Raw genomic sequence first — 22,860 nt, 5'->3', positions numbered from 1 at the left:
TGAATTTAATAACAAAACTATTGATAAACTTTTATTAGCCTTCAATATTACCCGCTCTTTAAGCAAAAAAAGTTGTCATTATGCTAACGCTGTTGCTGAAGCAACTTTCAAAACTTTCAAAACAGAGTTTATTAATGATAAAAATTTTACATAATTAATCCAATTAAAATTATAATTATTTGCTTATATCAATTGATACAACAACATAAAAATACACAGCACTCTAAACTACTTAACCCCCATAAAACACCAAGCACAAATGTCTACCAAAAAACAGTCCTAAAAAAGGTTGCCATTCCAGTTGAAGATGGAGTTGTTATTAATAATCCTGAAAATGATATAAAATATTTATTAGAGCAACAAGCAATAACTGAAGCAAAAAAACAAATTTAAATGGTTTATTTAAAAAATTTAATTCATTTAATATAAATGAAATCAATGAAACACAACCATCAGTAAGTGAGCATTTTTCAGATTCACGATATACTGTGATTTAGTTTAGTTTAAATTAATATTAATCACTCTTTTTATAAGAGTGATTTTTTATGATTATATATTTTATTTTTTTAAAAAAATATATACTTTTCTTAGATATTTTTTAAGAGTTAGAAAAAAAATAATTTAAATTTTATATTTTTTAATTTAAAGATAAAGAATAAGATAAAACTTTATAAAATTATGTAGTAGATATTAAAGTTGGTTGATAACAAATTAAACTATGAATACCACTTTTACCAAGAATAAGTTCTCGAGCATCAAATAAAAAAATTTGTTTATTATTAAATACATTTGTTTTTGATAAAATATCTAGAAGTTTAGTTTCGCTTTCTTCATCATTGAAAGTAGGAATAATAACAACTTTGTTACTTATATATAAGTTAAGGTAACTAGTGACAAGTTTTTGATTTGCTAGGATACGATTATGATAAATGTTAAAATCAATCATTTTAATATCATCACTATTACGAATGTCATTTTTTGGTAGAGTAATTTTTATAATTTTATATTTTTTGCCATGAGCATTTATTGATTTTGATAATACATCTCAACAATTTTTAACAGCAAGATAACGATCATCAATAGTATTTTCTGTTCAACTTAATAAAATAGTATTACTATCAACTATACACATGATATTATCTAATCTTCCTTTGGTTTCATCATATGGTAATCCATAAGGTATTCAAATAATATTTACAACATTTAGATAGTCTTTTAAATACATTTCTATTTGTTCTTGTGCTAAATTAGGATTACGTTCTTGGCACAAAATACCTTCATAACTAGCAAAACAAGTACCTTTACCATCTAACATAATCATGCTAGATTCTAAAATGATTGGTAGGAAATAGTAATCAATTTTTTGTAGTTCAAATATTTTGTATGCTACCATATCATCATCATTTCAAGGTGAATAAATACCTGCTATTTCTCCACCTCAAGCATTAAAATTAAATTTTAAGCCTCTAATATTCTTTGTTTCTTTATTTTGAAGAAAGATTGGACCATAATCACGAATAAATCAATCATTAGTAGAAATTTCGATAATTGAAATATTTTTATTTAATAAATTTCTAACATTATTAAATTTATTTTTACTAACAATCATATTTACATGTTCATGTTCACTAATAATATCAGCAATTTTACTTATTTTTTCTTGTGCTGGTTTATCACCTAATCTTCAATTATCGGTTCTTTCTGGTCATGCCATTCAACATTGTTGATGTTCTAAAAATTCAGGAATAACATAAAAATCATCACTATTTGGTGTTGAATAATTTTTTTGTGCCATTAATAGTAGCTTTCCTTTCTTACTTAGTAGCTACTGAATAATTCCCTTATTTTATTGATGATTCCTTTTTTATTATAATAATAATTTTATTTTTTTAAATAGTGTTTTATAGTAATTATTAAATAATTATTATAAAAAAAATTTTAATTTTTTTTATTCATTTGAAGAATTATTATTTTTAATATTTTTTAATATTTTTTCAATGTTTTTAACTCTAGTGTTGGTATTATCATATTTAAAGCGTAATTCTGGAACTTTATATTTATTACTTGTTTTAGCAAGTGCGCTTCGACAAAAACCTTTCGCTTTTTCTAAAGCATTACTAATGGTTTTAATATCTAAATTATCTAAGTAAACTGCTCAATAAATGGTAGCATAACTGTTATCTTTTGTTATTTTTACATTAGTAATAGTGATATCTTTGAAAAGAATATTTTTTGATTCTTTTTTTAATATATTAGTAATTTCTTTTTTTAATAAACTTTCTTGTTGTTCAAATTTAATGATAGACATCCTATTTTGTCTCCACTTCTTCTACTAAATATGATTCAATAATATCATTTTCTTTTAAGTTATTAAAATTTCTAATAGTAATGCCGCATTGAGTTTCTTTTTTAGCAATTTTTAAATCATTTTTTTCATGTTTTAAACCACTGATTTCACCGTTATAAATAACAACATCATTACGAATGATATGAACTTTGCTATTACGTTGAATGAAACCATTAATGACAACACAACCAGCAATTGTTCCTAATTTTGAAAAATGAAAAGTTTTAATAACTCGTGCTTGACCAAGAATTTTATTTTCATAAGTTGGTTCTAATAAACCTTTAGCAGCCAATTCTAATTCTTCAGTTATTTTATAAATGATATTATGTAATCTAATTTCAACACCGGCATTGTTAGCAACTTCACGAATAACATGATTGGGGCTAACATTGAAACCATAAATAATACTTCCTGAAGTTTGAGCAAGTTTAATATCTGATTCACTAATACCACCAATAGTTGCTCTAATAAACTTAACAGTAATATCATTAACATTAATTTTATTTACTGCTTGAACGATTGCTTGCACTGAACCTTGAGTATCTGCTCGTAAAATAACATTAATTTGTTTTAATTCACCTGTAGCAACATCTTGTGTTAAATTACCTAAACTAATTTGTCGATTATTTCTAATTTTATTTGTTTCTTCTGTCTGTCGTACTAGTGCTACTTTTCTTGCTAATTTATCATCATTAAAAACAATAAAAGATTCACCAGGAGTAGGGGCTGTTTCAAATCCTAAAACTTGAACAGGCATTGAAGGTCCGGCTTTAGTAATTATTTTACCAGTATCATTAATAAGGCGTTTAATTTTTCCTTTAACACTACCCGCAACTACAATATCAGTAACTTTTAGTGTTCCACCTTGTATTAATAAAGTACAAATTGAACCAACATTTTTATCATGATGAGATTCGATAACAGTTCCATTAGCAAATCGATTTGGATTAGCATTTAGTTCTTTTAATTCAGCAATTACTAATATCGCTTCTAATAATTCATCAATTCCTTGATTTTTTAAAGCACTACCATAAACAAAAATAGTATCGCCACCTCATTCTTCACTAGTTAAATCACAATTAGCTAGTTCATTCATAATGCGATCAGTATTAACATTTGGTTTATCTATTTTATTAACAAAAACAATAATTGAAACGCCAGCTACTTTTGCATGGTCAATTGCTTCACGAGTTTGTGGCATCACACCATCATCACCAGCAACTACTAGAACAACAATATCAGTAATTTTAGAACCACGTGAACGCATTTCAGTAAATGCTTCGTGACCTGGGGTATCAATAAAAGTAATTAATTTATTATTAGTTTTAATTTGATAAGCACCAATATGTTGAGTAATACCACCGTGTTCTTGATTAGTAACTTTAGAATTACGGATAGTATCTAATAGTGTTGTTTTTCCATGATCAACATGGCCCATAATTGTAACAACAGGTGGTCGAGTTACTAAATTTTTTTTATCATCTTCAAGATTAATATTTTCTAATAAGTTTTCATATGTTACCACTTTAGTTTTTTCAAAATCAATATTTCATTCCAAACAAATTTCAAACATTAATTCTTGAGTTAATATTTGATTTTGATTAAATAGTTTGCCTTGTTTCATGAAGTATTTAATAATGTCAGTTACTGGATGATGCAATGCTTTAGCAAATTCTGAAATAGTTAATGGTTCGTTATATAAAAATACTCCTTTTTCATTAATTTGAGATGTTTTTTGTTTTAGTTGTTGATTAATATTTTGTGTTTGTTGAGATATTCGTTTTTTTGCCATTTGCATCCCGCCTTTCGCTTGGGAAAATTAATCTCAATTTTTTTTAATTTCATTAATTAATTGTTCATAAAATTCATTTGGAATTTTTGTTTTTAATGCTCGTTCTAATGCCTTATTTTTAATAAGCAAAGGTATTAATTCAAGTTTAGGTTGGATGTAGGAACCTCGACCATTTTGTTTGCCAGTTTTATCAATGAATAATTGTCCTTCTTTATTAATAACAATTCTAATTAATTCACGTTTAGGTAAAATAGTATTTGTAACTATACATTTACGCATTGGTATTTTTTTACTTTGAATTAAAGGTATTTTATTCATAATGACCTACTTTATTGTTTATTGATTTTTATTTTTTCATTGCATTTTTTTTAATAATTCAGATATAAACTTTTCATATTCACTTTCTTTAATATTACCATTTCAAGTAAATTTAATATTATTTTCATTTGCTTGTTCTAATGAAGTAATATTAATATTTCAGTGAGTTACACCGGCAACTAATTTAGCAGCCATACCATTTTTACCAATAGCTAATGATAATTGTTCAGTAGGAACAATAATATTTGCTTGTTTTTCTTCTTCATTAATATCAATTGAAATAACTTTAGCTGGTGTTAAAGCGTTAATTATATATTCTTTTATATTAGGATTTCAGGCAATAATGTCAATTTTTTCGTCACTTAATTCTTGCGTAATTAGTTTTGTTCTTTCGCCTTTTGGGCCAATACATGCACCAATACCATCAATGCTTGGATCATGACTAACAATTGCAACCTTAGCTCTAATTCCAGGAATACGAGCAATATCTTTAACTTCGATTACGCCTTGTGCGATTTCAGGAACTTCTAATTCTAGTAAACAACGTAAAAAATTAACGTGAGTTCTTGATGCTAAAATTTGACCATAGTTTTTATTTTTAATAATATCTTCAACATAAAATTTGATATAAGTATTATTAGCAATTGGTTTATTTTTTGGTAAGTTCTCACTAGGGATTTGATTTTGTTTTGGTAAGAAAGCATAGGCTCTACCAATTTTAATTAACATATAAGTTTCTTCAACTCTTTCAATAGTACCAATTAATATGTGATCCTTTTTATCAATAAATTCATCATAAATTGATGTTTTTTCTGCTTCACGAATTGATTGTTTAACTACTTGAATGGCTTTAAAAATTGATAAACGAGAGAATTGATCACTAGGAATTATTTGCGTATATGTATCACCAATTGTTAAGCCGGGATTCTTTGTTTTAATAGTTGAAAGTGCAATTTCTAATTCAGGATCTTCAACTTTTGGAACAACAATTAAATCCTTTAAAATTTTAATAGTACCTTTATTTTGATCAATTTCAATTCTGATATTTGTACTATCATCACGATGACTTTGATATTCATATGCTTTTTTTAGTCCTTCTTTTAAAGCTTCAATGATATCTTCTTTTGCTATTTGTTTTTCTTCAGAAATTTCATTTATGGCATTTAAAATGATTTGACTAATTTCTTTGTCCACTTTTTCTCCTCCTTGTTTTTTATAAACATTGTTGTTTATTATTTAATATTATTTGAAATAGATTTATTTCAAAATGAAAATATACTTAAATAAAAAAATAAAATATATTACACTAGAAATAATAAAGACAGCTGGTAGCTGTCTTGCTATAATTCTAATTCATTGTTCATTATACAATATTATTAATTTGAAAACAATAGAAATTTATTAAATGATAGACTTTTATTATCGTAAATTATATTGTAGAAATATCTTTCATTATATTAATGGTAATTTTCAAGTTTTAAATTGATTAAATATAATTATTTATATAGTCGTAATTGTTTTTGTTATATTATCATTGAAAGATATAACTGGATGGGTTACACTTTATTAGACACTAATTACGTAGACAAGTGAACAAATTAGTTAAAAGAAAGGAGTTATAATTATGGCCAATATTAACTCATATTCAGATTAATTTAAAAAATAAATAGTAGTTTTATATCAAAGTGGTAAGTCAGTGTCTTGTCTTGCTAAAGAGTACAATGTTACAAGAGCAGCTACTTATAATTGAATTAAGCAATTTACTAATTCAGGCAGTTTTAAAACCAAAGATAACCGTTCTGTTGAAGAAAAAGAAAAAAAGAAACTAGGCATATAAAATTAATTTTGAATTATCAAAAAGTGTGTCTAATTTACATAAATAATGTTTTCAAAATTTGACAAATTATTTTATAGTTTTATAATTATAGTAAATTAATTAAATTAAGAAAAGAATTAAGACAATTAAGAATGGAAAATGATATTTTAAAGCAATCAGCACTAATAATAGGCAGAAAATAGAAATTATTATCAAAAATAAACTTAAATATAAAATTCGTACAATGTGTCGTTTTTTAAAAATCTCTAAATCAACATATTATTTTAATTTCAAGAAAAAAGAAGATAAAATTCAAAATAATATGTATGATGAAGTTGTTATTAGTGCTTTTAAAGAAAATAAAGAAGCTTATGGAACAAGAAGATTAAAAGTTGTTCTAAAAGAAAAGAAAATTAATTTATCAAGACGAAAAATTAAAAAAATTATGAATAAACATAATTTAATATCAAAATACACTAAATTATCATACAAAAATTATCATAATAAAGTCAATGATAGTCAAATTACTAATCTTGTTAATAGAGACTTTAATAATAGGCTTAAAAATGAAGTTATTGTTAGTGATTTAACTTATGTTCAAGTTAATGGTAAATGAAACTATATTTGCTTATTAATCGACCTGTACAATCGCGAAATTATTGGACATAGTGTAGGTACTAAAAAAGATGCATCATTAGTATATCAAGCATTTATGTGCTCAAATCGTTGTTTAAAAAATATTTAAATATTTCATAGCGATCGCGGTAATGAATTTAATAATAAAACTATTGATAAACTTTTATTAGCCTTCAATATTACCCGCTCTTTAAGCAAAAAAAGTTTGTCCTTATGATAACGCTGTTGCTGAAGCGACTTTCAAAACTTTCAAAACAAAGTTTATTAATGATAAAAATTTTACATCATTAATCCAATTAAAATTAGAATTATTTGCTTATATCAATTGATACAATAACATAATAATCCACAGCACTCTAAACTACTTAACTCCCATAAAACACCAAGCACAAATGTCTACCAAAAAAAAGTCCTAAAAAAAGTTGCTATTCCAAAATTTAAAAATAGTACATAAAGGGATAAAATCCTAAATAAATTAATTTTTCTAGTAATTTTCTTTCTTTGAAATTTTAATTAAAAAAATGTATTTTTATTTTCTGTTCTTAATTTTTAAATATAAAAAATAATAAGAATGTTCAGTTAATGAAAAATTTAATCGTAACATTTTTGCAATTATTTTTTTTAAAAAAAGCAAAATAACACTTTCTAATGAAAAATATTATAAAAAGAACACCAAATAAAAAAGAATGTATAATTAAGAACAGAAAATAGTTTATATTTTTCAGAAAAATTATCTAAAGGGGAAAAACAATATGAGAAACATGAAAACATTACTACGATTAATGAGTGCTGCTGCTTTAACAACAGTTGCAGCAAGTTCAGTTGTTGCATGTGGAACTCAAACAAAAGCGCCAGCATTGAATGGCAAATACGCAACATTACCTACAATGATATAGTGATGAAAATACAAGTACAATTAAGCAAGAACTAAAAAAGGATGAAAGTGTTTCTGGTAAAGAAAATTATTCAATTGCTATTGTTGCTGCTGATAATACAAAAATTACAGCAACTAAATTTAATGAAAAATTATTAAAAGCAGGTGATAGTGCTGATTCTAATAAATCTCAAGCAGTAAGTGACGATTCTTCAGCCTTTTTAAAAGATTTAGGATTTACACCTGATAGCAAGAAGTTTTATTCAGTTGATGATGTTAAAGGCATTACTGCTTTATCTGCAAAAGTTGAAAGTATTGAAGCAGGTAAAATTGAAGCAAATAGTGGAAATACTGATTTTAATGTTGCTGCTGGTACTTGTCAAATTAATATTATTGATAAGGCAACTAAAGAAGATTCCAAATCTGTAAAAAAATATACTATTAATACTCTTAAGAAAGATACATTAGGTGTTCCTACTCAAGTAGGTACGCTTGTACAATCAGCAAAATTAGATTTAACTAAAGCTAATGGATTTGAACAAGACAAAGATGTACTTAAGTCTTTACCTTAAAAAACTGATAATTCTAAAGAAAAAAATCTATATAATTATTTAGTTAACTTATTTAGTAAAGATAAAGTATCATTAGTTTGAACTTCTGATACTCAAGGTCAAACAGCGATACTTAAGTATGCAGTTAAAAAAGTATACTTAACCGTAAAATTCGGAGAAGTAAAAGTTACAACTACTCTAGATTTTGGAACTCCACAAGTTTAAATATATTTTAAAAGATTGTAATTGCAATCTTTTTTAATTTATATTATTTTTTATCATTTAAAAAATATTATTAATAATTAAAATTATAAAAATAGTTTCAAATCAAGAAGAATATATAATAAATAGCAGAAAATAATTTATATTTTTTAGAAAATTATCTAAAAGGGGAGAAAACATTATATGAAAAATATAAAAACATTATTACGATTAATGGCTGCTACTACTTTAATTACAACTGTAGCAAGTTCAATTGTTGCCTGTGATTTTGAAACAAAAGGACCAATATTAAATGGTAAATATGCAAAATTATTAGACTGATATAGTGACAAAAAGATGAAACTACTGGTAAAGAAAAGTATTCAATTGAGGCTGATGACACAAAAATTATGATGACTAATTTTAAAAACAGTTTATTAAACGCAAACGAAATTAGAAATCCAAATCAAGCAAAAGATTCTGATGCTGCAGCATTTTTGAAAGAATTAGGAATTACAAGTGGTAGTGAAAATGAAGAATATTCATCTGATGATTTTAAAAAAATTACTACCCTATCTGCAAAAATTACAAGTACTGAAGCGGGTAAAACTGAAGAAAATAATACAGGAACTGATTTTAAAGTTCTTGCTGGTACTTGTCAAATTGATATTATAAGCAAAGATGATGATAGTGTAGTAAAATCTTATACTATCAATACTGCTAAAAATTCTGGATTAAACATTTCAAAGATAGTTATTACTGAGCTTATTAGTGATAAAAATGCTTTAAAATTAACTGCTACGCAAGGATTTAAACAAGGTGAGTCTGTTGCTGATTTTAAATTAGTAATAAATTCAGAAAGTAAACAAAAACAATTTGATTCTCTAGTTCAAATATTTAATACAAATGTTAGTACTCAGTTCCATGCTAGAGTTGATGATGGTCCATTAGTAACAGGAAATTTTAGAAATTTAAAAGTTTATTTAGCAATATATTTTGGTGGTGTTCATCTTTTACCTAGAATAGATTGTGGTATACCACCAACTGTTTAAATCATTAAATATTTTAAAAAATATAATGACAGTTATTGTTAATTATCATATTTTTTTGTTAATATTAATACAAATGAAAATTATTAATAATTAGAAATTTGAAATCAGAAGAAATTAAAGTTATAACATTTATAAGTTAAAAAACTAAACTTTAAAATTATTAATTATAAAAATTAAAGAAGGAGAAAAAATATGTTAAAAGCAGGAAGTATATTAATATTTATTATTTTTATTTTAGAATCAATTTTTATAATTCCTTTATTATGAACAATACCCGGTTTTATTTTATACAAAAAAGTAAGTAAAGGTGAAGCGACTACTGATCAAAAAATTGCTTTAGCAATATTAAGAATTATCTTTGGTGCTGCATTAGGTATTATTGGTGGTATTTTTATATTAGTTGATTTAAAAAATGATGAAAATAAAATCCAAAGATATTAATAAAAAACATCATTAATTAATGATGTTTTTTATTTTTTTAAATAGTTTTCCATTGGTTTTAATAAAAATTATTATATAATTTTTATAGTTTGATTTAAAAACAACTTAAAATTATTAACTAGGAGGAAAACAAATATGGAAGTTATTATTTTAGAAGCCACAAATCTGATGAATGAAATAATTTTACGTTATAAAAATGAAATTAACAAAATTCGCACCGGAAGAGTTAATCCTAATATCTTAGAAGGAGTTAATGTTAAATGTTATGGTGGTGTTGATAGTTTAAGTAATATTGCGCAAGTTAAAGTAGCAGAAGCACATCAATTATTAATTAAACCATATGATCGTAGTTTAATTAAAGACATTACAGAAGCTGTTACAAAAGTTGATTTGAAATTACAAATTAAAAGCGAAGCAGAGAATATACGTTTAATTTTCCCACAATTAACAGAAGACGTTCGTAAATCTTTAGTTAAAGATTTGAGTAAAAAAACTGAAGAATATAAAGTTAAAATCCGTAATTGTCGACGTGATGCTGTTCAAAATCTGAAAAAAATAAAATTACCAGAAGATCAAGAAAAGCATGCAGAAACTACAATTCAAGATTTAACTGATAGTAAAATTAAAGAACTTGTATTAATAGAAAACAATAAAAAAGCCGATTTAATGAAAATTTAGCAATAAAGCAATAAATAGTTAGGGGTTAAATATTGTGAAAAAAAAGATAATAAATAAAGAAAATATAAAATCTAAAGTTTCTTTTTTTGCAAAACTTAGTAATTTTTTTAGAACCTATCGAAATCGTATTCTTACAAGTTTTATGTTAATTGCTTGTGCCATATTATGAATGTTTATTGGCGCAGTTTATTTAGAACCAATTTTTGGTAATAAACCACAGTGATCAGCCTATACATTTATGATAATTAATACTTTAATTTTTGTTGATTGTTTATGAGAAATTATTAATTTAAGAAAACAATCAAATTGATCAGTTGTACTTAAAATTTTTATAATTTTAACAGGAGTCATACTTTTATGAGTTCCACTTGGTAAGAAAACTTTTGGCCGATATATTTATAATCATTATTGATTTGAAACTTGAATGACTTTATTAACTTTATTATTTTTCATTTGTATTTTTCTTTTAATTACTTGACGAAGTAAAAATTTTCAATTAAGTGATGTTGTTTTTATTTTTACTTGAATTATTTATTTAGTATTTGTTGTTAAAGCTGTTAATTTTTTAATGTTATCAGAAATTAAACTTTCAAAACTAGGATGACCAACATTATTGTTTTTATTCATTATTGTTATGTCTAATGATGTTGGTGCTTTTATTGGTGGTATAATTTATGGTAAAACAAAAATGGCACCAAGTATATCACCAAATAAAACTTGAGAAGGTGCTATTACCGGTTTAATAACAGCAATTATTTTAAGTATGATAACAGTGATTATTTTTTTAGAAACAAGTAATTATAATCCATTGCCTTTTTTAGAAGTTAATAGTAAAGCACCAATCTATATTGCTTATTTTGCTACTAGTTTTATTCTTTCAATCGTTAGTCAAATGGGTGATTTATTATTTTCTTATTTGAAACGTAATTATCATGTTAAGGATTTTTCAAATATTCTACCTGGACATGGAGGATTATTAGATCGTTTAGATTCATTTTCAACAGTAGTTATTTTTGGTTCTCTAATTACTCTAGAAGCTATTGCTTAATATATAAAATTTAAGGATGAAGTTATGTATATATTTTTAGCCATTTTAATTGGTTTATTTACAATATTATTTTTAATTACCTTGCATGAATTTGCTCATTTTGTAATTGCTAAATTATCAGGAGCATATGTATATGAATTTGCTATTGGTATGGGACCAAAACTTTTGCAGTGAGGTAAAAAAGAAACACGTTATACTTTAAGACTATTACCATTGGGTGGTTATGTTTCTATTGCTTCAGAAATTGCTGATGCTCCTAAAGGACGAGAAGATGAAGTAATTGATAGTAAACGAATGATGGAAAACTTGCAACCTGGTAAAAAAGCAGTTTTCATTAGTGCAGGTCCACTAATGAATTTATTATTAGCTTTTATTTTATTAATGATCGGATATGGAATTTATCCACATAAATATGATCCTAACTTGCCACCAACTTATGCAACAACAGGACCATTATATGAAACTGTTCAAAAATATAATGAATATAATCCAACTTTTAAAATTTTAGATACTGATGCTATTACTAGTATTTATAATACTGGTGATATTGAATCTAAACAATCAATTAAATCATATTATGATTTAGAAGCATGATTAAGTAAATATAATAAAAAGACTACTAATGGTACAGTTATTGCTGATTACGAAATTACTTTTGATAATAAAGATGATAAAAATGTTACTTTTAAACCAGTAGAACAAAAAGGAGTACTATTCATTGGTGTTAGTCAAGGTAGTTATTATTTAAATGCAGGACAAGTTATTATTAATGGTATCATTGATGGTTTTAAAGATAGTTACAGTCTTTTACAAGCATTGGGACAATTAGTTACTTTTCATTGACAAAATTTATCAGGACCTGTTGGTATTGTTAAATCAACTAATAGTTTTTTAAATCCTGATTTATCATCAACACAAGCAGCAAGTACATATTTTCGTTGATCAGCATTATTATCATCTAATTTATTTTTATTAAATATGTTACCAATTCCGCCATTGGATGGTTATAAATTTGTTGAAAATGCAGTTGAAGCAGTAACAAGAAAAAAATTAAATGAAAAATATAAAATTATTGTTACTATTGCTGGAGCTATATTATTTTTAGTTATCTTTATTGCTATTACTATTAAAGATATTTTTTTTAATTATTTACTTTAAAATAAAATCCTATTATAAATAGGATAATAAATTTGAATGAAAAAGTTTTGAGCAATTTTCTTAATTATTTATATTTTAAAAAAATAGTAACTATTTTAAGTGAACAATATTGTTCGCTTTTTATTTTATTTTGAAATATACTTTATAAGTATAAAAAATAAAATTTATATCGATTATTTGCTCCTAAGAGAATTATTTTTTCTTCAACAAATTTTTGAATATCTATCATTGCATTTTCTGTTAATGTATTAAGATTAGACAAATTAGAATTAGTTTGCAAACTTTTTTTAGACTTTCAACGTAAATCTTTCTTAAATCACTACTAATATTAACTTTAGTAATACCAGCTTTAATTGCTATAGTTAATTGTTCATCATTAATAGTAATATTATCATGTAATACTAAAAAATTTCAGGCATTTTAATAGCAATTTCTTTAATTAGAGAAATTTTTAAATCTTGTCTATTATCTTGATGATGGCTATTGATAGCAGTAAATACAAGACCATTAATATTAGTTTAATTTCTAAATAATATTGCTTGTTCAATTAAATTAATATCATTAGTAATATCTCCTTTTGTATTATTGTAAAAAATCTCTTATTCAACAATAATACCCAAAGGAGCAGCAAAATGAACAATATCTTTGGTTTTTTCAATATTTTCTTTAATTGGATAGTTACTGTAATTTAACATAACTGAACTAAAATCAGATGTAATTTTAGTTTTAATAAAGTGTGGATCAAGACAGTGGTCTAGTTGTAAAAAAATTGGTACTTTTGCACGATTAATAACATTATTAATAATAGCAAGTACATATTTTAAATCAATACAATTAATAGTGTTAGGTGTTATCATTAAAAATATTGGTGCTTTTTGTTTTTCGGCTGCATTAGTAATTGCAATTAACATTTCTAAATTATCAAAGTTAAAACTTGGGATTGCGTATTTGTTAATTTGTGCATGTTTTAACATTGTTTTCAAGTTAATTTTCAATTACAATCACTTAACTTTTCTTTTTTATTTAATTATATCAATAATATTTATCATGTAAGGAATATAAGATATGTTTTAAATTTTTACTTTTTTCTTTTCTTTTTAATTTTTATTTTCTTTTTTTTATTAAGTTGACGTAATATTTTTTGATAAAAATCATATAAACGATGTTCAGAAGTTTGATAACGTTTGAACATTAAGTTATTAATTCAAATATAAAAATATTGTAAACTGAAAACTAAACCAAAAACAAAAACAACGGCAATAGCAGCAATTAATCATCCATATTCTCCATTTGAATAATCAAAGAAAAAATATGGATATCATGTATCTCTTGGTGGATGAGGGACTAAGCCCTTACTGATAGTATCTTGATAATCTAAATAACGTAAATGACCTCTAATTAGAATAACAATACAATAAATTGCTGGATAAATAACAATTAATCATAAATATATTTTATGTTGTTGTTTCATATTAATATATTGATGACCTGACGTAACAATAAAGCTAGTAATCATAATTATTGGCATTAATAAATGTAAAATTAATGTTGCAATTCAATTATAAGCACTGTATTGTTTTGAATCTTGTTCAGCAGTAAAAATACCTATTCAAAATACTAGCATCGTAATAGTAATATAAACAGCAACTGCTAATCGAGTTTGAAAACTTGGTTTAGTACCACGAAAATAAGAATCAAATAAATAAACACAAAAATAAATAACAACCATATAATTACTCTCAGTAGTAAAAAAAGCATAGTAGTTACTTACTCGTTCACCATATCCTAAATGTTTAAATTTTTTCATTGGATAATATATTGCACTAATTAAATCAATAATTAAAAATAAAATTATCATTATTAATGCAGATAAACGTATATAAAAGTTGGCTTTGTTACTTAATTTATATATAATAATCCCACATCTTTTCTTTTTTTCTTTGTATTATAATTCTAACATTAATTGTGTATTTTCTTCTAAATGTTCTAATACTCCTAACTCATTTAATAGTTGATAATTAGTTTTAGTAATATTAGTTCGTAGTTGTAAATCATTTTTTGAAGTAATTGCTTGTTCACTCCTTGCTTTAACAATTGAATTAGCCACAATTTCACCCAATCCATCTAAAGTAATAAATGGTGGTAAAATTTGTTTTTCACCATTTATTACTTTAACTTGAAAAAGTTTAGCATCAGAATGTTCTAAACTAATATTGCTAAATTTAATATTTCTAGCATTCATTTCTAATGCCACTTCTAATAATGGGATTAAATCTTTTTCTTTAGTAGTAAATGTATTTTTTTGACCATCATTTTTTCTTAATCTGTTATTAATATCTTTTAATTTATTAGTAATAGCACCAATACCTTGTAACATAGTTTTAATATCAAAAATTTCGCATCTTGTTGTAAAATAAGTAGCATAATATTCATGTGGATAATAAACTTTAAATCAAGCTACTCTTCATGCCATTAATACATAAGCAGTAGCGTGTGATTTAGGAAACATATATTTAATTTTTTTGCAAGATTGAATGTATCAATTAGGAACTTTCTTTTCTTGCATTAACTTTTCATATTCTTGTTTAATGCCTTTTCCTTTACGGACATCTTCCATAATATTAAAAGCAATTTTTGCTGGTAAGCCTTGATATACTAAATAAGTCATAATATCATCACGACAACCAATTACATCTTTTAGTTTTAAACCTTGTTGTGAAATTAATTCATCAGCATTATTTAATCAAACGTCAGTACCATGTGATAAACCAGATATTTGTACTAATTCAGAAAATGAAGTAGGTAATGTATCACTTAACATTTTACGAACAAAACCAGTACCAAATTCAGGGATACCAATTGCTCCTGTTTTTTCGCCAAGTAAATCATCACTAGTAATATTTAAGGAACTTAAATTAGAAAACAATGATAAAACTTTTTCATCTTGATTAGGAATTGTTTTTGGATCAATACCAGTTAAATTTTCTAACATTTTTAATGCTGTTGGATCAACATGACCTAGAATATCTAATTTTAATAAATTATCATGAATAGCATTAAAATCAAAGTGGGTAGTTTTTCATGTAGAACTAGTATCATCAGCTGGAAAATTAATTGGTGTAAAATCATTAATATTATATTCTTTTGGTACAACAATAATACCACCAGGATGTTGACCAGTTGTTCTTTTAATACCAACACATCCTTGACTTAGTAACTCTAGTTTTGCTGCACGCATATCTGATTGACCAATTTTTTCTGCATAAGCTTTAACATAACCATAAGCTGTTTTATTGGCAATTGTTGAAATTGTTCCGGCACGAAAAACATTTTTTTCACCAAACATTTCTTTAGTAAAATCATGAGCTTTATTTTGATATTCACCAGAAAAGTTTAAATCAATATCAGGTGTTTTATCACCATCAAATCCTAAGAATGTTTCAAAAGGAATATCATGACCATCAGTAATTAAATCAATATTGCATTGTGAACACATTTTTTTTGGTAAATCATAACCACATTTATAAGAACCATTACTAATAAATTCACTAGTTTTACATTGTGGACATAAATAGTGTGGTTGTAGTGGGTTAACCTCAGTAATGTTAGCAAAAGTAGCTACTAAAGATGAACCAACTGAGCCACGACTACCAACAAGATAACCATCTTGTAAAGATTTTTCTACTAATTTGTGTGCAATTCAATAAACAACAGCAAAACCATGAGTAATAATTGCATCTAATTCACGAGTTAAACGTTTTTCTACATATGTTGGTAATGGATTACCGTAACGATTTCATGCTTGTTCATAACAAAAATTACGTAATTTAGTATCAACATTAACAATACTTGGTGTAAATAAGCCATCTTTGATTGGTTTAATCATTTCAAATTGTTTAGCTAATTGCAAAGGATTATTAATAACAATATCATTAATTAAATTAGGGTCATCTAAAAAAATAAATTCTGTTAACATTTGATTAGTAGTTCTTAAATGTTGATCAGGATATGATGTAACTTTACCTTTACGATCAAATAATGGGTGCAATAAACCACCAATTGCTTTGCTATTAATAATAACATCACGATACATTTTTTCATAGGGATGTAAATAGTGGGCATCGCTAGTAGCAATTACTAATTTATTTAATTTAAGAGCATTATTAATAATTTTTTTAATAGTATCATGTAATTGTTCTTTAGTAATATTTCCCAACTGTATTAAGTGTTTATAAACAGCAGGTGGTTGGATTTCAATAAAATCAAATCATTTCATTATTTTAATTAGTTCTTCTTCACTTTTATTTAATGCTGTTTCAAAAACAGCACCATTTATACAACTACTACCAATTAATAATTCTTTTCTATTTTCATTAATTGCTTCTGATATGATTTTTGGTGTTTTATAAAAATACTTTGTATGAGATAGTGAAACTAATTTATATAAATCTTTTAAACCTAATTGATTTTTTGCAAAAATAGTAATATGTTCACCACGAAGTTTATAATTAATTTGTTCATTAATTAAGTTATTAATTTCTTGTAAATTAATACAATTAAATTCTGTTTTTAATTGTTGTAACATTTTTAAAAATACTTGTGCTAATACATTAGCATCATAATCAGCACGGTGAGCAATTTCATCATCATATTTAATGCCATAAGTACGACAAATAGTACCTAATCGATAATATTTTAGTTGTGGTAGAATTGTTCTAGATAATTGCAAAGTATCAATGACAGGATTATTTAAAGGCATGAAACCCAATTGTTTCATTGCTGCTTGTAAAAAACCAAAGTCAAAGTTAGCATTATGAGCAACTATTGTTTTATTACCAATTATTTCAATAATTGTTGGCAATATTTGTTGTAATGTTTGTTTATCTTTTAGCATAACATTGGTAATACTAGTAAGTTCAGTAATATGTTCAGGTACGGGATTATTTGGTTTAATTAAAATTGTATCTTGTTTTAAAATCATATTGTCTTTAACAATTGTATAACCAAATTCAATAATTTCGTGATAATTGGTTGATAAACCAGTTGTTTCTAAGTCAAGAACAATGTATTCTAAATCTAATAATGATGTATTAATATTATTTTTAGTAATACTAATATTATTGGGGATTAAATCCATTTCAACACCATACATTACTTTTAAGTTTGGATTTTTTTTAGCAGCATTAGCAATATCTGGGTATGCTTGTACATTTAAATGATCAGTAAAACCAATTGCTTGGTGTCCTCATTTAGCTACTTGATTGATATAATCACTTGCTGAAGTAATACCATCCATAGCACTCATTTTAGTATGAGTATGAAATTCAATTCTTTTGGTTTTAGCATCATCATTATTGTTAGCATTTTTATTATTTAAATCGATAATTAAATCATCAATTCATAGTACTTGTTCTTTACTATAATTATCATAACGACTATTAGCATTGATTTTTATTCAATCATCAACTTTAATATTATCAAATTTCTCATCTGGTTGATCTCTATTAATAAATGCTTTGCAAGTAATTGCATCGCTATAATCAGTAATTCAAAATGAATAAAATCATTTTTGAGTTTTGGTTAAAAATTTATTAATTTTAAAAACTTTACCACTAATAATAATATTGGGTTCGTCGCCAATGATATCTTTAATGCTATGAGTTGGGTCTGTTATTTCTAAATTAACTTTTGCTTTTTTGCGATAAGTAGTGGTACTAAAATTTTTACTTACATTATTTTTAGTAATTTTAGTTTTTAAATTGTTGGTAATTTTACTAATTTCTGTTTTAGATTCATTTTCATAACTAATAAATGGTTGCTCTCCTTTATTTATTTTAGTTTTTAATTGAATTTTTTTAAAACCATATTGTTGAAAGTAATTAATAAATTGTAAAAATTCATTAGTTATTAATTTCTCTTCAATACTATTATGAATAGTAATGGTAATAATATTATTTTTATAATTAATTGCTGAGTCGGGTAAAGAATAATAAATGCCAGCTAATAGTTGCAATTTATGAGTTTTAATATAATGAAAATATGTTAATACAGTTGATTCATCAGCAGTAAGAGAAACATTAAAATCAACACTAATATTCGAAACAGGTAATTTTTCAAAATGTTGTTCAAAACTTTTTAAAGTAGTAGTTGTTAGAAAATTAGGTAAGTTGATGGTAATTATTACTTGTTGATTATGATGAAAATATTGTACTTTTTTAATAGTGGCATGATTAAATTCATTATTAACATCATTAAAATCTATTTCATGAAAAAGTTTTTGCAAATCTTGGTTCATATATTTTTCCCTCTCTTAATACTAAATAATTAACAATAATAACTATATTTTAATTAAAATATATTAAATCATTATTCTAATGTTTAATCAAATTTCATATTTTAATTATAACTTAATTAAAATTCTTATTCTTATATAAAAAAAGTATGAAATTTTAGTTATAAAAAAATAAAAACAAAATATTTTAATTACAATAAAAAGTAATGCCTAATATTTAGGCATTACTTTTTATCATGAAGGTGGTATTGGATTATTACGTTTTAGGTAATGTTTCGGTTTCAAAAATATCATTTATATTATTCCCATTAAAATTTGAATTTAATTGTTGATTTCATGTTTGTATAGATGGTTTATTAAAAGATTTTTTTGTTCTTTTGTAAAAAATTGAATTTGTTCTTTGGTAAATGCTGCCTTTTGATTAGAAATAAATCATTCTAATTGTTTTGGAGTTAATGATTCAATTTGAAATTTAAATTCATAAAAATCATATTCTATTGTTAATTGATTATTAATTGTTTTTAATGCTTTTCTTATTCCTTTTTCTAGTAGCGAAAACTTATTATAACTGAAATTTTTTATTTGTTCTGTTGTAAATGCTTGTATTTGTATTTTTGTAAGTGCTTTCATTTGTTTTTTTGAAAAAGCATAAAGCAGTAAATTATTTTTTGTAAATAAGGGAATTAAGTCGGAATTAATTGTTGAAACTTGATATGGGCTTAATAGTTGCAATAATTGTCTTCAAATTGGTAACCCATTATTATCATTTGCTTTAATGATACTTAAAATAAATTTATCAATTTCTTGTTTATTGACATTGTTTGTAAATGATTGTATTTGTGTTTTAGTAAGTCCTTTAAGTTCTGCTTTGCTAAATAATATTTGATTTTCTGTAGGCATATCCTTTAATCTTTGTTCTTTTCATTTAAATTTAATTTAATAAAAATCCTAATATAGAAATTATTTATATATTAGGTATGAACATTTATTAAATTATAAAATAATTATAATATAAATTAATTATGGAAATTATCCCCACATGTACTAGTGTGGAGGAAAAAATGAATTGAAATGAATTCAATAGCATATTTCAAAATGAAAACGATTGTTTGAAATATATAGCGAAGTTGAAAGTAATGAAATGTATCAGGTGTGCTTCTTCTAGTTTGAATGTTTCTGATTTGAGAAGAATAAGATGTTTGAAATGTCATCAAACATCTTATTCTTCTTCATGACACCATTTTTCACAAGTCACAAACACCTTTGACATCTTGGTTTTATCTCATCTTTAGATGAATAAACACAAAGCATTGTATACCATCAACAGATGTTGCAAGGGAATTGGGTGTGACATATAAAACAGTTTGAAGAATGGGTCATGAAATCAGAACTAGAATTTGGAATCAAGATGCAGGGTTCATTGATGATGGCACAGCACAGATGGATGAAATGTATCTTTCACATGTAGGTTTTATTCAACAAGGAAGATCCTTGTTGAATAAAACCTTGATTGTTGGAGTTTATGATAAAACCAGCAACAAAATAATTGTGAAAGTATTGAAAAAAGCAGATGAGAAAAATCTTTTATGATTTGCATTTAAACACATTTCTACTGGGTGTTGTCTATTTACGGATTCTTGGAAGGGATATGGAAGTTTCAAAAACTTCTATCACAAAAATGAAATCGTAAATCATGAAGTTGGGTATGTGTCATCAACAGGTGTAAACACAAAACAGATTGAATCTGCATGAAAACACATCCGACGAACTTTTCGAACACACATAAAAGTTTCAAAACACAATATTCATTTATATGGAAATGAATATGCATATAAATTCAATAAGATACCTAGTTTTGAAACTATAATTTTGTGTTTGATTTAGATACATGTGGAGATAATTTCCTAGATAGGATTTTATCTCCATTTATGTGATAAAATTTAAAAATAGTACATAAAGGGATAAAAGCCTTAATTATTTTTGTTATATTATGCATTTTATGAATTATAATTTAATATTTTTTAAATGAATATGTAATTTTTTTTAGACAGAAGTTACTGTTAAACTTCTGGTTCTCATAACTGGTTCTTTTGATGAATTTGCTAGTTCATTAGATACTTTAATGTAATCAGGAGTAATATTTGCTTTTGATACTTTTTTTGTAGAAACAAAACCACTTAATGTTAAAAATTCGTTAAATCGTGATTCTTTAATGTCATTAGGATTAACATTTTTTTTGATACTCTTACTGTGGGGATAGTAGGATTTGTTCTTAAAAATTTGTTAATTCTTGATTCTTTTCTTCCGAAATTTGTAGTAGTAGCCATTCCATAAGCTATTAAAGTTGTACCAACAGCAATTGTACCAATAGCAACTGGTAATAATGAAGCACCACCAGTCATAGGTGCTGCAGCAACACAAGCTGTTGTTATTCCTGCAGTTGTTGTTAATGTTCCTGTAGTTATTGTGACACCAGCAATTACTTTTCTTTTTGTACTTATTTCACTAGGAATAATACTTTTCTTCCTTTTCTTTTTCAATATTTAATTTAATAAAAATACTAATATAGAAATTATTTCTATATTAGGAATGAACAATTATTAAATTATAAAAAAAATTATAATATAAAAAAATAAAAATATTACTTAAAGGTACATAATGAAATATCAAAATAATATTAAATATATTATTATTATTATTATTATTTTATTGAAAAGTAGCCAATTAATAATTGCATTTTTTAATCAAACAAGTTAAGATTACTTATGGTAAATGTTATGCCCACGTAGCTCAGTGGATAGAGCACCGCCCTTCTAAGGCGGGGGTCAGAAGTTCGAATCTTCTCGTGGGCGCCATTAAATTTTAAAATACTAAGAAGGTTTAACTAAATAATGATAAATCATGACAATTATTATCAAGACATTATTAGTAAAATTAACCACCTCATTAGTGAAAATAAATGAGATCAAGCAATGAAGTTGGTCAAACATGAATTAGAGATGCCTTATATTCCTATTCATCATGAAGTTACATTACAAGAGTTACATCATAATATTACTACTCATATTAGATTAAATAGTAAAAATGAAAGTCATGAGTGAAATTTAGAGAGAATAAGTCATGTATTAATGAATACATTTGATGAAGATCTTCATCCGGTGGCATTTTATTATTTACAAAGTCATAATGCTAGGTTAATTTTGCCAACAATTAAGATTTATCTTACAAATAAAAATATAAATAATATAAATAAAACACAACTATTATTTACATTAAATAATCAAGGTATTGATGAACAAATAGAAGTAATAAAAGGTCATGATACATTTAAAATTAATCCAAAAAAAATAACACAATGACAAGAATCACTGGTTTATTTAAAGATTACAAAAATATTTGAAGATGAAGTTCATATTGATAATCCAGGTATTTATGGTATTTGCTTGTTTTTATTGGATAGTTATTTTGAGAATTTGTTTCCAAAATTACCTAATAAAAATCAAGCAGCAGCATTAGCAGCTGCTTTGTATATTCGTGCTTGTAGTTTACAATTTATTAGTGTAAAATTGGTAGAAAGTGCTAAAAAATTTAAAACTACTACTACTTTAATAAAAAAATACTTAAGTATTATTATTAAACAACAAATTACATAAGGA

General features: G+C 24.8%; 26 protein-coding genes, 1 tRNA gene and 1 pseudogene. 16 read left to right on the top strand and 12 right to left on the bottom strand.

The genetic code is table 4. The features are described from left to right. Positions 1-192 precede the first annotated feature (192 nt). The gene (locus tag AC6I4F_RS05045; protein WP_497872999.1) at positions 193-393 is read left to right on the top strand and encodes a hypothetical protein; all 201 of its coding nucleotides are present in this window, start codon (positions 193-195) and stop codon (positions 391-393) included. Between the two features lie 283 nt (positions 394-676). Here the strand turns inward: AC6I4F_RS05045 and AC6I4F_RS05040 are convergent, their stop codons facing one another. The 5 genes from AC6I4F_RS05040 to nusA all read right to left on the bottom strand — a co-directional run bounded on the left by AC6I4F_RS05040 (position 677) and on the right by nusA (position 5,651). Continuing rightward, a complete protein-coding gene (locus AC6I4F_RS05040; RefSeq protein ID WP_497872998.1) occupies positions 677-1,795 on the bottom strand; it encodes an agmatine deiminase family protein in 1,119 nt (372 codons plus the stop codon). A 153-nt stretch (positions 1,796-1,948) separates the two neighbouring features. Beyond that, complete coding sequence (rbfA, locus tag AC6I4F_RS05035) at positions 1,949-2,308, bottom strand: 30S ribosome-binding factor RbfA (RefSeq protein WP_497872997.1); 360 nt, start codon at positions 2,306-2,308, stop codon at positions 1,949-1,951. A 1-nt stretch (position 2,309) separates the two neighbouring features. Continuing rightward, positions 2,310-4,139: a translation initiation factor IF-2 gene (infB, locus tag AC6I4F_RS05030; protein WP_497872996.1), complete on the bottom strand. Its 1,830-nt coding sequence runs from the start codon at positions 4,137-4,139 to the stop codon at positions 2,310-2,312. A gap of 27 nt (positions 4,140-4,166) precedes the next feature. Beyond that, a complete protein-coding gene (gene rnpM / locus AC6I4F_RS05025; protein WP_497872995.1) occupies positions 4,167-4,457 on the bottom strand; it encodes an RNase P modulator RnpM in 291 nt (96 codons plus the stop codon). An 18-nt stretch (positions 4,458-4,475) separates the two neighbouring features. Then, complete coding sequence (gene nusA, locus AC6I4F_RS05020; protein ID WP_497872994.1) at positions 4,476-5,651, bottom strand: transcription termination factor NusA; 1,176 nt, start codon at positions 5,649-5,651, stop codon at positions 4,476-4,478. Between the two features lie 502 nt (positions 5,652-6,153). On the opposite strand from nusA, the gene AC6I4F_RS05015 reads away from it, so the two are divergent. From AC6I4F_RS05015 to AC6I4F_RS04965, 11 genes and pseudogenes are all read left to right on the top strand, one after another. Continuing rightward, the gene (locus tag AC6I4F_RS05015) at positions 6,154-6,294 is read left to right on the top strand and encodes a hypothetical protein (protein ID WP_497872993.1); all 141 of its coding nucleotides are present in this window, start codon (positions 6,154-6,156) and stop codon (positions 6,292-6,294) included. Positions 6,295-6,517: 223 nt separating this feature from the next. Continuing rightward, positions 6,518-7,018, top strand: a complete 501-nt coding sequence (locus tag AC6I4F_RS05010) for an IS3 family transposase (protein WP_497872992.1) — start codon at positions 6,518-6,520, stop codon at positions 7,016-7,018. 112 nt (positions 7,019-7,130) lie between these two features. After that, positions 7,131-7,325 (top strand): annotated as a pseudogene (locus AC6I4F_RS05005) (IS3 family transposase); the annotation flags it as partial. A gap of 336 nt (positions 7,326-7,661) precedes the next feature. Next, positions 7,662-7,805 carry a hypothetical protein gene (locus AC6I4F_RS05000; RefSeq protein ID WP_497872991.1) on the top strand — a complete coding sequence of 48 codons (144 nt, stop codon included), beginning with the start codon at positions 7,662-7,664 and terminating at the stop codon, positions 7,803-7,805. After that, positions 7,771-8,355: a hypothetical protein gene (locus AC6I4F_RS04995; RefSeq protein WP_497872990.1), complete on the top strand. Its 585-nt coding sequence runs from the start codon at positions 7,771-7,773 to the stop codon at positions 8,353-8,355. The genes AC6I4F_RS05000 and AC6I4F_RS04995 overlap by 35 nt, the downstream gene beginning before the upstream one ends. Before the next feature lie 384 nt (positions 8,356-8,739). Continuing rightward, on the top strand, positions 8,740-8,976 hold the full coding sequence (locus AC6I4F_RS04990; RefSeq protein ID WP_497872989.1) for a hypothetical protein: 237 nt from the start codon (positions 8,740-8,742) through the stop codon (positions 8,974-8,976). Beyond that, the gene (locus AC6I4F_RS04985; protein WP_497872988.1) at positions 8,949-9,587 is read left to right on the top strand and encodes a hypothetical protein; all 639 of its coding nucleotides are present in this window, start codon (positions 8,949-8,951) and stop codon (positions 9,585-9,587) included. The genes AC6I4F_RS04990 and AC6I4F_RS04985 overlap by 28 nt, the downstream gene beginning before the upstream one ends. 192 nt (positions 9,588-9,779) lie before the next feature. After that, positions 9,780-10,028: a hypothetical protein gene (locus AC6I4F_RS04980; RefSeq protein WP_497872987.1), complete on the top strand. Its 249-nt coding sequence runs from the start codon at positions 9,780-9,782 to the stop codon at positions 10,026-10,028. A gap of 135 nt (positions 10,029-10,163) precedes the next feature. Then, positions 10,164-10,706, top strand: coding sequence for a ribosome-recycling factor (locus AC6I4F_RS04975; RefSeq protein WP_497872986.1), 543 nt, complete (start codon positions 10,164-10,166; stop codon positions 10,704-10,706). A gap of 34 nt (positions 10,707-10,740) precedes the next feature. Next, entirely contained in the window at positions 10,741-11,754 is a 1,014-nt protein-coding gene (locus AC6I4F_RS04970) for a phosphatidate cytidylyltransferase (protein WP_497872985.1), read from the top strand. Positions 11,755-11,778: 24 nt separating this feature from the next. Beyond that, positions 11,779-12,912 carry a site-2 protease family protein gene (locus tag AC6I4F_RS04965; RefSeq protein WP_497872984.1) on the top strand — a complete coding sequence of 378 codons (1,134 nt, stop codon included), beginning with the start codon at positions 11,779-11,781 and terminating at the stop codon, positions 12,910-12,912. Between the two features lie 240 nt (positions 12,913-13,152). Here the strand turns inward: AC6I4F_RS04965 and AC6I4F_RS04960 are convergent, their stop codons facing one another. The 5 genes from AC6I4F_RS04960 to AC6I4F_RS04940 all read right to left on the bottom strand — a co-directional run bounded on the left by AC6I4F_RS04960 (position 13,153) and on the right by AC6I4F_RS04940 (position 20,104). Beyond that, complete coding sequence (locus tag AC6I4F_RS04960) at positions 13,153-13,311, bottom strand: hypothetical protein (RefSeq protein ID WP_497874668.1); 159 nt, start codon at positions 13,309-13,311, stop codon at positions 13,153-13,155. A 200-nt stretch (positions 13,312-13,511) separates the two neighbouring features. Continuing rightward, the gene (locus tag AC6I4F_RS04955; RefSeq protein WP_497872983.1) at positions 13,512-13,886 is read right to left on the bottom strand and encodes a class II fructose-bisphosphate aldolase; all 375 of its coding nucleotides are present in this window, start codon (positions 13,884-13,886) and stop codon (positions 13,512-13,514) included. A gap of 104 nt (positions 13,887-13,990) precedes the next feature. After that, the gene (locus tag AC6I4F_RS04950) at positions 13,991-14,770 is read right to left on the bottom strand and encodes a Pr6Pr family membrane protein (protein ID WP_497872982.1); all 780 of its coding nucleotides are present in this window, start codon (positions 14,768-14,770) and stop codon (positions 13,991-13,993) included. Between the two features lie 87 nt (positions 14,771-14,857). Beyond that, entirely contained in the window at positions 14,858-19,207 is a 4,350-nt protein-coding gene (locus tag AC6I4F_RS04945) for a PolC-type DNA polymerase III (RefSeq protein ID WP_497872981.1), read from the bottom strand. A gap of 318 nt (positions 19,208-19,525) precedes the next feature. Beyond that, positions 19,526-20,104 (bottom strand): hypothetical protein, encoded by a 579-nt coding sequence (locus AC6I4F_RS04940; RefSeq protein WP_497872980.1) that lies wholly within the window; start codon positions 20,102-20,104, stop codon positions 19,526-19,528. 122 nt (positions 20,105-20,226) lie between these two features. Here AC6I4F_RS04940 and AC6I4F_RS04935 point away from each other — a divergent pair, with 122 nt between their 5' ends. Then, positions 20,227-20,496 carry a hypothetical protein gene (locus AC6I4F_RS04935; RefSeq protein ID WP_497872979.1) on the top strand — a complete coding sequence of 90 codons (270 nt, stop codon included), beginning with the start codon at positions 20,227-20,229 and terminating at the stop codon, positions 20,494-20,496. After that, complete coding sequence (locus tag AC6I4F_RS04930) at positions 20,468-21,088, top strand: IS1595 family transposase (protein WP_497872978.1); 621 nt, start codon at positions 20,468-20,470, stop codon at positions 21,086-21,088. Before AC6I4F_RS04935 ends, AC6I4F_RS04930 begins: the two co-directional genes overlap by 29 nt. On the opposite strand, the gene AC6I4F_RS04925 is transcribed toward AC6I4F_RS04930, so the two are convergent. Then, the gene (locus tag AC6I4F_RS04925) at positions 21,066-21,200 is read right to left on the bottom strand and encodes a hypothetical protein (protein WP_497872977.1); all 135 of its coding nucleotides are present in this window, start codon (positions 21,198-21,200) and stop codon (positions 21,066-21,068) included. The genes AC6I4F_RS04930 and AC6I4F_RS04925 overlap by 23 nt on opposite strands. Before the next feature lie 187 nt (positions 21,201-21,387). Continuing rightward, entirely contained in the window at positions 21,388-21,744 is a 357-nt protein-coding gene (locus tag AC6I4F_RS04920) for a hypothetical protein (protein ID WP_497872976.1), read from the bottom strand. Between the two features lie 239 nt (positions 21,745-21,983). Between AC6I4F_RS04920 and AC6I4F_RS04915 the strand changes: the two genes are divergently transcribed. Both AC6I4F_RS04915 and AC6I4F_RS04910 read left to right on the top strand, forming a co-directional pair. Next, positions 21,984-22,059 (top strand) — tRNA-Arg (locus AC6I4F_RS04915). A gap of 36 nt (positions 22,060-22,095) precedes the next feature. Next, complete coding sequence (locus AC6I4F_RS04910) at positions 22,096-22,857, top strand: DUF3196 family protein (RefSeq protein WP_497872975.1); 762 nt, start codon at positions 22,096-22,098, stop codon at positions 22,855-22,857. The last annotated feature ends 3 nt before the right edge of the window (positions 22,858-22,860 follow it).

Source organism: Spiroplasma ixodetis (assembly GCF_059729505.1).
The sequence above is the reverse complement of the archived record's forward strand: the minus strand, read 5'-3'. Positions and strand labels throughout refer to the sequence as shown.